The sequence below is a fragment of the Micromonospora sp. II genome, from assembly GCF_001709195.1.
Classification (GTDB): domain Bacteria; phylum Actinomycetota; class Actinomycetes; order Mycobacteriales; family Micromonosporaceae; genus Micromonospora; species Micromonospora chalcea.
Genome location: NZ_LYXF01000014.1, coordinates 84497 through 96867 on the forward strand (window position 1 = coordinate 84497; position 12371 = coordinate 96867).

General features: G+C 72.6%; 12 protein-coding genes. 8 read left to right on the forward strand and 4 right to left on the reverse strand.

The genetic code is table 11. From position 1 onward, the window contains the following. From A8711_RS08605 to A8711_RS08635, 7 genes are read left to right on the forward strand one after another with little or no spacing between them, the layout of a single operon-like run. On the forward strand, nt 1–549 hold the full coding sequence (locus tag A8711_RS08605; protein ID WP_043325358.1) for a (2Fe-2S)-binding protein: 549 nt from the start codon (nt 1–3) through the stop codon (nt 547–549). Next, on the forward strand, nt 546–2936 hold the full coding sequence (locus A8711_RS08610; protein WP_064447324.1) for an aerobic carbon-monoxide dehydrogenase large subunit: 2391 nt from the start codon (nt 546–548) through the stop codon (nt 2934–2936). Before A8711_RS08605 ends, A8711_RS08610 begins: the two co-directional genes overlap by 4 nt. Nucleotides 2937–2947: 11 nt before the next feature. Then, nucleotides 2948–3814 (forward strand): XdhC family protein, encoded by an 867-nt coding sequence (locus A8711_RS08615; RefSeq protein ID WP_069087909.1) that lies wholly within the window; start codon nt 2948–2950, stop codon nt 3812–3814. 8 nt (nt 3815–3822) lie between these two features. After that, on the forward strand, nt 3823–4395 hold the full coding sequence (locus A8711_RS08620) for an NTP transferase domain-containing protein (protein ID WP_233607697.1): 573 nt from the start codon (nt 3823–3825) through the stop codon (nt 4393–4395). After that, nucleotides 4392–5261 carry a MoxR family ATPase gene (locus tag A8711_RS08625; protein WP_069087911.1) on the forward strand — a complete coding sequence of 290 codons (870 nt, stop codon included), beginning with the start codon at nt 4392–4394 and terminating at the stop codon, nt 5259–5261. Before A8711_RS08620 ends, A8711_RS08625 begins: the two co-directional genes overlap by 4 nt. Then, entirely contained in the window at nt 5258–6055 is a 798-nt protein-coding gene (locus A8711_RS08630) for an SRPBCC family protein (protein ID WP_064447320.1), read from the forward strand. Before A8711_RS08625 ends, A8711_RS08630 begins: the two co-directional genes overlap by 4 nt. Then, a complete protein-coding gene (locus tag A8711_RS08635) occupies nt 6037–7287 on the forward strand; it encodes a VWA domain-containing protein (RefSeq protein WP_231915552.1) in 1251 nt (416 codons plus the stop codon). The genes A8711_RS08630 and A8711_RS08635 overlap by 19 nt, the downstream gene beginning before the upstream one ends. Here A8711_RS08635 and A8711_RS08640 read toward each other — a convergent pair. Both A8711_RS08640 and A8711_RS08645 read right to left on the reverse strand, forming a co-directional pair. Beyond that, entirely contained in the window at nt 7212–8168 is a 957-nt protein-coding gene (locus A8711_RS08640; RefSeq protein ID WP_064447319.1) for a LysR family transcriptional regulator, read from the reverse strand. The genes A8711_RS08635 and A8711_RS08640 overlap by 76 nt on opposite strands. Nucleotides 8169–8309: 141 nt before the next feature. Beyond that, a complete protein-coding gene (locus A8711_RS08645) occupies nt 8310–9266 on the reverse strand; it encodes a YafY family protein (protein ID WP_069087912.1) in 957 nt (318 codons plus the stop codon). Nucleotides 9267–9324: 58 nt separating this feature from the next. Here A8711_RS08645 and A8711_RS08650 point away from each other — a divergent pair, with 58 nt between their 5' ends. After that, a complete protein-coding gene (locus A8711_RS08650; RefSeq protein WP_064447317.1) occupies nt 9325–10068 on the forward strand; it encodes an alpha/beta fold hydrolase in 744 nt (247 codons plus the stop codon). Nucleotides 10069–10142: 74 nt separating this feature from the next. On the opposite strand, the gene ygiD is transcribed toward A8711_RS08650, so the two are convergent. Next, on the reverse strand, nt 10143–10988 hold the full coding sequence (gene ygiD / locus A8711_RS08655) for a 4,5-DOPA dioxygenase extradiol (RefSeq protein WP_069087913.1): 846 nt from the start codon (nt 10986–10988) through the stop codon (nt 10143–10145). Nucleotides 10989–11117: 129 nt separating this feature from the next. Then, the gene (locus tag A8711_RS08660; RefSeq protein WP_069087914.1) at nt 11118–12341 is read right to left on the reverse strand and encodes an MFS transporter; all 1224 of its coding nucleotides are present in this window, start codon (nt 12339–12341) and stop codon (nt 11118–11120) included. Between the last annotated feature and the right edge of the window lie 30 nt (nt 12342–12371).

Sequence of the window (12371 nt, forward strand, 5' to 3'; positions counted from 1 at the left end):
ATGCAGGTCACCATGACCGTCAACGACGTCGAGGTCACCCGGGAGATCGAGGGCCGGCTGCTGCTTGTGCACTTCCTGCGCGACGTGCTGGGCCTGACCGGCACGCACTCGGGCTGCGACACCAGCAACTGCGGCACCTGCGTCGTCTGGCTCGACGGCGAACCGGTGAAGTCGTGCACCGTGCTGGCCGCGATGGCCGGCGGCCACCAGGTGCGTACCGTCGAGGGCCTGGCCAAGGGCGCGGAGCTCGACCCGGTCCAGCAGGGCTTCATGCAGTGCCACGGCCTGCAGTGCGGCTTCTGCACGCCCGGCATGATGATGACCGCTCGGGCGCTGCTCAACCGCAACCCGGACCCGACCGAGGCGGAGATCCGCGAAGCGATCTCCGGCCAGATCTGCCGCTGCACCGGCTACGCCACCATCGTGCGCTCGGTGCGCTGGGCCGCCGTGCACGAGGCGAACGCGGCCGCCGCGGTCACCGAGACCACCGAATCACCCGAAGCCGGCGAGATCGACAACGCCGGCCGGCCCGCCGGGAGCGTCGTATGACGACTGTGCACGAGCGCGTGGACACCTTCCACGACAACGACCAGAAGCCGGTGGGCTACGGCCGGATGCTGCGGAAGGAGGATCCGCGCTTCGTGCGCGGCCGGGGCCGGTTCGTCGACGACGTCCGGCTGCCCGGGCTGCTGCACCTGGCCATCCTCCGCTCGCCGGTGGCCCACGCGCGGATCCTGAGCATCGACACGAGCGCCGCCGAGGCATCCCCCGGCGTCAAGGCGGTAGTGACCGGGGCGATGCTGGCCGAGCAGGGTCTGGCCTGGATGCCGACGCTCTCCAACGACGTACAGGCCGTGCTCGCCACCGACAAGGTGCGCTTCCAGGGTCAGGAGGTGGCGTTCGTCGTCGCCGAGGACCCGTACGCGGCGCGGGACGCGCTGGAGCTGATCGACGTCGAGTACGACGTCCTCGACCCGGTCGTCGACGCCCGCCGCGCGCTGGAGCCGGACGCCCCGGTGATCCGCGACGACCTGGAGGGCAAGACCGACAACCACTGCTTCGACTGGGAGACCGGCGACGAGGCGGCCACCGCGGCGGTGTTCGCCCGGGCGGACGTCGTGGTCAGCCAGGACCTGGTCTATCCGCGGGTGCACCCGGCGCCGATGGAGACGTGCGGCGCGGTCGCCGACTTCGACGCCGTCGAGGGCAAGCTGCGTCTCTGGTCCACCACGCAGGCGCCGCACGCGCACCGCACCCTCTACGCCCTGGTGGCGGGCATCCCCGAGCACAAGATCCAGGTGATCTCGCCGGACATCGGCGGTGGCTTCGGCAACAAGGTGCCGATCTATCCGGGGTACGTCTGCGCGATCGTCGCCTCGATCGTCACCGGGAAGCCGGTGAAGTGGATGGAGGACCGCTTCGAGAACCTGATCAGCACCGGCTTCGCCCGCGACTACATCATGCGTGGTGAGATCGCGGCGACCCGTGACGGCCGGATCCTGGCCATCCGCACCAACGTCCTCGCCGACCACGGCGCCTTCAACGGCACCGCCGCGCCGGTGAAGTACCCGGCCGGTTTCTTCGGCGTCTTCACCGGCAGCTACGACATCGAGGCCGCGTACTGCAAGATGACGGCGGTCTTCACGAACAAGGCGCCCGGCGGCGTGGCGTACGCCTGTTCGTTCCGCATCACCGAGGCCGTCTACCTCGTCGAGCGGATCGTCGACTGCCTCGCCGACGAGCTGGGCATGGACCCGGCCGAGCTGCGGCTGAAGAACTTCATCCGGCCGGAGCAGTTCCCGTACACGACGAAGACGGGCTGGGTGTACGACTCCGGCGACTACGAGCCGACGATGCGGCTGGCGATGGAGATGGCCGGCTACGCCGACCTGCGGCGCGAGCAGCAGGAGAAGCGGGCCCGGGGCGAGCTGATGGGCATCGGGGTCGCGTTCTTCACCGAGGCCGTCGGCGCCGGGCCGCGCAAGAACATGGACATCCTCGGCCTGGGCATGGCCGACGGTTGCGAGTTGCGCGTGCACCCGACCGGCAAGGCGGTGGTCCGGCTCAGCGTGCAGTCCCAGGGTCAGGGGCACGAGACGACGTTCGCGCAGATCGTCGCGGAGGAGATCGGCATTCCGCCGGACGACATCGACGTGCTGCACGGCGACACCGACAACACGCCGTTCGGCCTCGGCACGTACGGCAGCCGATCCACCCCGGTCTCCGGCGCCGCGGCGGCCCTGGTCGCCCGCAAGGTCCGCGACAAGGCCCGGATCATCGCCTCCGGCATGCTGGAGGTCTCGGTCGCCGACCTGGAGTGGGACAAGGGTTCCTTCCGGGTCAAGGGCGATCCGGGTAAGAGCGTGACGATCCAGGACATCGCGATGCGGGCCCACGGCGCCGGTGACCTGCCCGAGGGCGTCGAGGGCGGGTTGGAGGCGCAGATCTGCTACAACCCGTCGAACCTGACGTATCCGCACGGGGCGTACATCTGCGTGGTGGACATCGACCCCGGCACCGCGCAGGTCAAGGTGCGGCGGTTCATCGCCGTCGACGACTGCGGCACCCGGATCAACCCCATGATCATCGAGGGGCAGGTGCACGGCGGGCTGGCCGACGGGGTCGGCATGGCCCTGATGGAGATGATCGCGTTCGACGAGGACGGCAACTGCCTCGGCGCGTCGCTGATGGACTACCTGCTGCCCACCGCGCTGGAGGTGCCCGACTGGGAGACCGGCTTCACCGTCACCCCGTCCCCGCACCACCCGATCGGCGCGAAGGGTGTGGGCGAGTCCGCCACCGTCGGCTCCCCGCCCGCGATCGTCAACGCGATCGTCGACGCGCTCGAACCCTTCGGCGTACGGCATGCCGACATGCCGTTGACGCCGTCGCGCGTCTGGGACGCGATGCGCGGCAACGCCCGCCCGCCGATCTAGGGGAGGTGGCCATGACGACTATCGCCCGCCGTACGCAGGATCTGACCGTCTCGCGCGCGCCGTTCGTGCACGCCACGGTGGTCCGGGCGCAGGACCCGACGTCGGCCCGGCCCGGCGACGACGCGGTGATCCTGCCCGACGGCACCATCGAGGGTTTCGTCGGCGGGGTGTGCGCCGAGAACTCGGTGCGGGCGGCCGCCCTGGACACCCTCCGCGACGGCAAGGCGCTGCTGCTGCGGGTCCTGCCGGACGGCACGCCCGCATTTCCCGACACGCCGGGGGCACGGGTCGTGGTCAACCCGTGCCACTCGGGCGGGGCGCTGGAGATCTTCCTGCGCCCGGTGCTACCGGTACCCGTGCTGGGTCTGGTGGGCGACACGCCGATCAGCGCGGCGGTGGCCACCCTGGCGGCCTTCCTCGACTTCGAGGTGGCCACGTCCGGCGACTACGCCGGCGCGACAGCGGTCGTGGTGGCCGGCCTCGGCAAGGGCGAGCAGGACGCCATCCGCGCCGCCCTGGACGCCGGCGTGGGGCACATCGCGCTGGTCGCCAGCCGAAGGCGCGGGGCGGCGGTGCTCGACGAACTGGCGCTGTCCGACGCGGAGCGCGCCCGGGTCCGGACCCCGGCCGGGCTGGAGATCGGGGCGCGCTCACCACAGGAGATCGCACTGTCGATCATGGCCGAGGTGGTGCGGGCGCTGCGGGTGGACGGCCTCGCTTCCTCCCCCGCACCACCCGCGGCGCTCCCCCAGCAAGCAGTCGACCCGGTGTGCGGGATGACGGTCCTGATCGGACCGGACACCCCGCACGTGCGGATCGACGGCACCGACCACTGGTTCTGCTGCCCCGGCTGCCTCGACCGGCACGTGGCGGCGTAGCCGTGTTCGTGACCGGCCTGGTTCTGGCCGCCGGGGCCTCGGTACGCCTCGGCGAGGCCAAGCAGCTGCTGCCGTACCGCGGGCGGACGCTGCTCGACGCCACCCTCGACCTGGCCCGTTCGTGCGCCTTCGACCAGTTGCTGGTGACCCTCGGTGGCGCCGCCGACCTGGTCCGCGAACGGGTGGACCTGACCGGGGTCCGGGTCGTCGAGAACGCCGAGTTCAGCACTGGTTGCGGATCGTCGGTCCGCGCCGCGGCGCAGGCGGTGGACCCGCGCGCCGACGGGCTCGTGCTCCTGCTCGGCGACCAACCAGGCGTACGGGCCGCCGACGTACGCCGGGTCGCGGCGGCGACCACCCCGCTCGCGGTGTGCCGGTACGCCGACGGCCTGGGGCACCCGTTCTGGTTCGCCCGTGACGTCCTGCCGGAGCTGCGTGTCCTGCACGGCGACAAGGCGGTGTGGAAGCTGCTGCACTCCGGCCGGCACCCGGTCACGGAGATACCTGTGGACGGGCCGGTGCCGATCGACGTGGACACCCGCGCGGACTACCGGCGGTTGCTCTCGGGCGAGGCGCGGTGAAGGACCCCCTGGCCGTGCGGCGCCGGCTCGACGCCGTCGACTACCTGGCCGACGACGGCATGGCGATGGCCGTCTTCCTCGCGCTGGAGCTGGGCAAGCCGCTGCTGCTCGAGGGTGAGCCCGGCGTCGGCAAGACCGCGGCGGCCAAGGCGCTGGCGCGGGCGCTGGACACGACACTGATCCGGCTGCAGTGCTACGAGGGCCTGACGCCCGGCGAGGCGCTGTACGAATGGAACTACCAGCGGCAGTTGCTCGCCATCCGGCTGGCCGAGGCCCGGCACGCCTCGCTCACCGACGCCGACCTGTTCGCCGCGGAGTTCCTGCAGGAACGGCCGATCCTGCGGGCGGTACGCCACCCGGGGCCGGTCCCGCCGGTGCTGCTGATCGACGAGATCGACCGGGCCGACGACGAGTTCGAGGCGCTGCTGTTCGAGTTCCTCGGCGAGTCCGGGATCACCATCCCCGAGCTGGGCACGTTCACCGCGACCACGCCGCCGATCGTGGTGCTCACCTCCAACCGCAGCCGCGACCTGCACGACGCGCTGCGCCGCCGCTGCCTGTACCACTGGATCGACTTTCCGCAGATGGACCGGGCCACCGAGATCGTCCGGCGGGCCGTGCCGGGCGCCACCGAAGGGCTGATCCGCACGGCGACCGCCTTCGTCGGCGACGTACGTGCCCTCGGCCTGGACAAGGCGCCCGGCATGGCCGAGGCCATCGACTGGGTCGCCGCGCTGTCAGTGCTCGGCGCCGCCGACCTCTCCGCCGACGACGTCGTCCGGACCATCGGCACCATCGCCAAGACCCCCGACGACCGCGCCGCCGTCGCCGCCGCGCTCGGCGCACACCAGGAGAGGCCGGCATGAAGATCACCAACGAGTTCACCGTCGACATTCCGATCGCGCAGGCGTGGGCGATCCTCACCGACCTGGAGGGCGTCGCGCCGTGCCTGCCGGGCGCCCAGTTGACCGGCGTCGACGGCGACGTCCACCAGGGCACGGTGAAGGTCAAGGTCGGCCCGGTCGTCTCCGAGTTCGCCGGCACCGCACGTTTCGTCGAGAAGGACGAGGAGCGGTACCGGGGGGTGATCGAGGCGAAGGGCCGCGACCGGCGGTCGGCGGCGAACGCGTCCGCCCTGGTCACCGCCGAGCTGCGGCCGGACGGTCAGCGCACAGTCGTCAACGTGGACACCGATCTGAAGATCTCGGGGCGGCTGGCCCAGTTCGGCAGCGGCATGATCAAGGAGGTGTCCGGCAAGCTGCTCGCCCAGTTCGTCGCCAACCTCGAAGCGAGGCTGGCGGCAGAGGAGACCGGCGACCCGCACGCGGCCACCGCGCCTGACGCGTCCGAGCCCGCGCCGGCCGTCGCCGCCACGCCCGACCGCGCCACGTCCGCCGCGACCGGGCCCGACGCCTCCACGGCCCTGCCCCGTACCCTCGCGGCCGACGCGGACGCCACCCCGTCCGGGACCATCGTGGCCGGCACCCCCGTGGCCGTCTCGGCGCCCACCGGTCGACCGGATGCCGACGCCGACGCCGAACCGGAGACGCTGGACCTGCTCGACATCGCCGGTGGGGCCGTCGTCAAGCGCCTCGTGCCGGTGCTCGTCGGGATCGTCGTCGTCGGTGGGATGATCGCCTGGTGGGTCGCCCGCCGGTGAGCGGCGGTGTGCTGCGCGGCGTCGACCGCGCGGCGTTCGCGACGGCGTTCGCCGACCGGTTGCGGCGGGCCGGCGTACCCGCCGGGCTCACCGAGGCCGGTGATTTCGTCCGGGCGCTCGGCGTGTGGACGCCCGGTGAGACGACCGCGCTCTACTGGGCCGCCCGGATCAGCTTCGTGCGGCGGCACGCCGACCTCGCCGCCTTCGACCGCGTCTTCGCCGCTGTCTTCGCCGACGCGCCGCCGCTGCCGCTCACCCGGTCCGCGGCCCCGCCGGGGACCCGGGACGACGTGCACCTGCCGGTGCCCGCCGACACCGACGCCACCGGCGACGGTGGTGGGCTGCCGTGGGCGACGTTGCCGGCGCCCGTCGCCGAGGCGGAGCCCTCCGACGCCGGGGTGCGGCTGCCCGAGCGACGGCCCAGCGCCCTCGCCGGGCTCGCCGACCGGCCGTTCGAGGACCTCGACGCCGCCCAGCTCGCGCTGCTCGGCGACGCCTTGCGCGAGGCCGTCGCCCGCTGGCCGTCCCGGCGCACCAGGCGGCACGCCGTCGGTCCGGCCGGGCGGCGGGTCGCGCTGCGTCCGACTATCGCCCGGGCCCGTCGCACCGCGTGGGAGCCCGTCGAGGTCGTCCGCGAGCGACAGGTACGCCGACCGCGCCGGGTGGTGCTGCTGTGCGACCTCAGCGAGTCGATGCGGGCCCAGGCCCACGCGTACCTGCACCTGCTGCGGGCCTTCGCGGTGACCACCGACGCGGAGGTGTTCGCCTTCGCCACGACGCTCACCCGGCTCACCGTCGTGCTGCGGCACACGTCGGCGTCCGCGGCGATCGCGCACGCCGGCGCCGCCGTGACCGACCGGTTCGGGGGTACGCGCATCGCGACGAACCTGCGGGCACTGCTCGCGTCCCCGCACGGCGACGCGGTTCGCGGGGCGGTGGTGCTGATCGGCTCGGACGGCTGGGACAGCGACCCCTCGGACGAACTCGCCGCCGTGATGGCACGGCTGAGCCGCCGCGCCCACCGGATCGTCTGGCTGAACCCACGGGCCGGCGCCCCCGGCTTCGCTCCCCTGGTGGCGGGCATGGCCGCGGCCCTGCCCTACTGTGACCGGCTGCTGCCGGCCGCGACGTTCCGGGACCTGCTGGACGCCGCCGGTCAGCTCCAGAGCGTCACGTGCACCGAGGGCCGGAAGCGGTTCACCGCGACGCCCACGCCGCGCATCATCGCCTGAATCGCCCGGGGCGTCGACGCGAAGCGGCACAGTTCCGCTGCCACGGACGGTGTGCCGGGTGTGACGAGCACCAGCGAGTGCCACACCGCCTCGGCCTTGGCGTGCGGCCCGGACAACGCCACGAGCTGGCCGCTGCGGAGATCCGGCGCGACGGTGAACGACAGCGCGGGCGCGATCCCCCGGCCGCGCTGCGCCTCACCCAGCGCCGCCGCGTGGCTCTGGAAGATCTGCTGCCGCTCCTCGGGTACGCCGAGCCGGCGCAGCATCGCCGGGACAGCGCCCACGGTGTCGGTGGCCGAAGGGCCGAGCAGCCAGGTCTGGTCACGCAGCTGCCCCGGCGAGGCCGGCACACCGGCCAGCGGATGATCCGGGCCGAGGACAGTCACCAGCCGGTAGTTCATCATCGGCCGGCCGGAGATCGCCGGATCAGCCACCGGCGGCAGCGGCCCCATCGCGACGTCCGCGGCCCGGGTCAGCAGCAGCGACTCGAAGGAGCCGGGGTCGCAGACGCTCAGCTCGATGTCGAGGTCGGCGGCGCGTCTGGCGAACAGCTCGATCAGTCTCGGCGCGGCGAACTCGGCGAACTCGCTGGAGGCGGCGACCCGCAGCATCCGGCGGCCGTGTGCCGCCGAACTGACCTCCAGGACCGTACGGTCCTGCAGGCCCAGCATCTCGGCCGCGCGGCTGGCGAGCCGCAGCCCGCCGGGGGTGAAGGCCAGCCCCGCCGCCGTCCGGGTGAACAACTGGTCTCCGAACTCCCGCCGGAGCTGGCCGATGAGCAGCGAGACCGCCGACTCGGAGACCTCCAGTTGCGCGGCGGCCTGCTTGACGGATCCCAGCCGGACGACAGCGACGTAGGCCCGTAGCTGCGTCGGGGTCATCGGCGTCGACCCGCCCTTCTGCTGCGCCGTGGACTGCTGCGGGCAGCCCGCGGTGTACCCCGATCATTCCCCGCCGATTGCCTCGCCGCCAGGGACAGCGCGCCCGAAGCGATCCGGCCGGTACGCGGGGTGAGTGCCCGATCAGGCGTCGGTGTCGGTGAGCAGCCGGGCGGCCAGGGCGCGTATCTCGTCCTTGAGTTCGTCCGGGCGCTCGATCGTGAACGACCAGCCGAGCCCGGCGAGCATCTGTGCCGCGCCGTCGAGCCGTTCCGCTCGGGCGGTGAGGCGCACTCCGCCGGGAACCTCGGTGAGCGTGCCGACCGAGGGCGGGATCCGTCGCTGCGCCTGCTCCGGGCTGGTGTGCAGCACCACGGAGATGTCGTGCGCGTACGGCACTGCTGCCAGCCCGGTGAGTACCTGTGTGGTGGGATCGAAGCCGGCCGGGATGTCGAACCTGCCCGGGGTGGGGCGGGCGGTCGCGATGCGGTCGAGCCGGAACGTCCGTACGGCCCGGCGGTTGTGGTCGTGGCCGGTGACGTACCACCGGCCGGCGTGGAAGACCAGCCCGTACGGGTCGAGTCGGCGCTCGCCGGCCTCGCCACGCCAGGTGGTGTAGGTGATGTCCACCGGTTGCTGATGCCGGGCCGCTTCCGCGAGCACCAGCAGCACCTCGATGCCGGGCGGGGCGGACTTCCGGACCCGTGCGGTGAAGTCCACGGTCTCCAGCAGCGAATCGATCCGCCGGGCGAGAACCGCTGGCAGCACCCGGCGGATCTTCGCGGTCGCGCTCTCGGCGGCCGCGCCTTCGGCGGTGACCAGCCCGGCCCGGCGGGCGGCGACGAGCCCGAGCATGACGGCGACCGCCTCCTCGTCGGTGAGCATGAGTGGCGGCAGCTTGTATCCGGGCGCGAGCCGGTATCCGCCGTAGCGGCCGCGCCGGGCCTCGACCGGGATGCCCAGGTCGGCGAGGTGCGCGGCGTAGCGGCGGACCGTGCGCTCGTCGACGCCCAGCCGACCGGCCAGTTCGGCGACGGTGAAGCCGCCGCCGGCCTGGAGGATCTCCAGCAACGCCAGTACGCGCGCGGTCGGCCGGGTCACGAATCCCCACTTCCAATCCGGGCGGAACCTGTCCGGTATTGATCGTAGCGTGTCAGGCATGACGACCTTCGTACTGGTTCCCGGGTTCTGGCTCGGCGCATGGGCCTGGCGCCCGGTCACCGCCGCCCTGCGCGGGCACGGCCACGAGGTGTACCCGCTGAGCCTGACCGGCCTGGGCGAGCGCGCCCACCTGGCCCGCCCGGACACCGACCTCGACGTCCACGTCACCGACGTGGTCAACCTGCTGCGCTACGAGGACCTGCACGACGTGGTGCTCGTCGGGCACAGCTACGCCGGCGCGGTCGTGACGACCGCCGTTGCCGACCGCATGACCGACCGCATCGCCCAACTGGTCTTCGTCGACACCGGCCCGCTGCCCGACGGGGCGGCGAACGAGGACTTCAGCCCGCCCCCGGAGCGTGACCGCAACGCGGCGATGGTGGCCGAACACGGCGACGGCTGGCGGCTGCCACCCCCGCCGTGGGCCGGGCTGGCGGCGAGCGCAGCAGACGTGGATGAATCGGTCGTCGCGTTGCTCGATGAGCGGTCGGTGGCCCAGCCGTGGGCGACTGCCACCACCCCGGTGCGGCTCACCGGCGCGTGGGAGAAGCTGCCCCGCCTCGGCGTGCTGTCGAGCTTCACCGCCGAGCAGGCACGCGAGATGGCCGCCACCGTGCCGCTGTGCCGGCACATGGCCGGCGATTCGTGGCGGTACGAGGAACTGCCGACATGGCACTGGCCGATGCTCAGCCGACCGGCCGAGCTGGCCCGGATCCTGCACGAAGCCAGGCCGACGGTGTAGCCCGCGGTGCCCGGGCGACCGCGCCCCAGGTCACCCGGGCACAAACATGGGGAACCATCGAACACAGCCGGTGCTCAGATGTTGGAGCCGTCCGGCGGCAGCCCGGGCGGTGGCTGCGGGGATCCGCCCCGGCCGGCAGCCGGTGGACAGGACATGCCCAGGGTGTAGGCCGTCATGGACAACGAGCCGTAGGCGTAGCCGTCGACGAGGACCTCGGTGTCGGGGGTGTCCATGGCGGCGGCCAGACCGGCGAGATACAACGCCGGGATGAAGTGATCCGGTGTCGGTACCGCACGGCGGAAGTCCCCGTGGGCGTCGAGGGTMGCGTACTCGCCCGGATCGGTCAACATCCGGGCCTTGGCGTCCTCGTCGAAGCGTCGCGCCCAGTCGAAGCCGTCGTCGGTCAGCGCCCAGTCCATGCCGCGCAGGTTGTGCACGACGTTGCCGCTCGCCACGATCAGCACGCCACGCCGACGCAGTGGAGCGAGCCGGGCGCCGAGTTGAAGGTGGTACTCCATCGGCTTGTCGGCGTTGATGCTGAGCTGGACGACGGGAATCGTCGCGTCCGGAAAGGCGTGCATCAGCACCGACCAGGTGCCATGGTCGATGCCCCAGCTGTCGACGTCCGCCCCGACCCAGGTCGGATGGACGACGTCACTGACCTCCTCAGCCAACTCGGGCAGCCCCGGCGCCGGGTACTGCACCTCGAACAGCTCCTGCGGAAACCCGTAGAAGTCGTGGATGGTCCTCGGCCGGGGCATCGCGGTGACGGCCGTGGCGTTGATGTACCAATGGGCGCTGACCACCAGGATCGCGCGGGGACGCGGCACCGCGGCGCCGAAGGCTCTCCACGCGGAGGTGTACCGGTTGACCTCGAGGGCGTTCATCGGGTTGCCGTGGCCCAGGAACGCCGCGGGCATCAACACATCCCGGGCCGGATGTACGTCTGAAGGCACGTGGACTTCCCTCCGTGGAGGACCGGATCGTACGGCGCGGCCCGCCGGACCTGAATGTCACGATAGTGCCGACCGCGACGTGACGTGGGGTGATCAGGCGGTCGGATGGGAGAGCGCCACGGCGATGGCTGGTCCGATCGCGACGCTGAGCAGGTAGGCGAGGTTGAACAGACCCAGTGCTTCGGCCCGGTGGGAGCCGGATACGACGCCGGCCGCGTGCAGGGCGAGTACGCCTTGGCCGGTCGCGGCGGCCAAGGAGCCGAGCGTCATCGCCGCAAGCAGCAGCGGTACAGCGGTGGTGACCGTCGCCAGCAGCAGCGCGGCGGCGCCGGTGAGGAGCAACACGGCGACCGCGACGCGGCGTGGCACTCGCACGGATGCCGCGACCAGGAACCCGGAGCAGATGCCGCCGATCAGGTACGGCGCCAGCAGCACGAGCCCGCTCTGGGTGCCTGCCCATCCCGCGTGCTGTCGCAGCAGGTCCGGCGCGGCGTAGAGCAGGGCGAAGTTCCCCGCTCCCAGCGCGAAGGCCAGCGCGCACGCCGCGAGGAACCGGCCGTTCCGTGCCACCGCAGCAGGCAGGAAGCCGTCCGGGCGGACCTTGGTCCAGGCCACCAGCAGAGGCAGCAGCACGACGGTGGCCGGGCCGGCCACCAGCGGCCGGTGCGGAATGAGGACGGCTGCGGTGACCAGCATGGCCAGGATGGTCATCCCGAAGAAGTCGAACGGCGCCGGCGCCGCGTCCGGTGCGGTGGTGCCGCGGCGAGTCGCGGGCACGGCGAGCACCGCCAGCAGCGGCAACGCCAGCGCCGCCTGCCACGAGGAGAGGTCGGCGATCAGTGCGCCGGTCAGCGGACCGGTGGCCCCGACGACCGCCAGCGACGCGGCGACCACGCCCATCTGCCGGGCCGAGTCGGCCAGTTTCATCGCGGTCACGGTGAGGCCGGCAGACCCCAGTCCCTGCACCGCCGCACCGGCCACCATCGCCGACACGCTCGGGATCAGCACGAGGATGAGCGTCCCCGCTGCCACCAGCGCGGACGCGACGGTCAGGGCCGCTCGTACGCCGCGACGGGCGAGCAGCGCCGCCAACAGCGGCGTCCCCAACGCGATCCCCCAGCCGAAGGCGGTCACACCGGCGGCCGCGGCCTGTTCCCCACCACCCGTCGCGCGCGCCAGGTCGTCGAGCAGCAGTGCCGGTGCGGCAATCCCGAACGACAGCGGACCGGCCAGCAGGGCGAGCCAGGGTGTGGCCACCCGCCCCGGTGCGAGTTGCCTGTCGCGGTGAGCGGCTCGGCGCCGCTGTAGCTGATCCATGTCGTTCCTCCGGTGTCGGCTCGGTTCAGC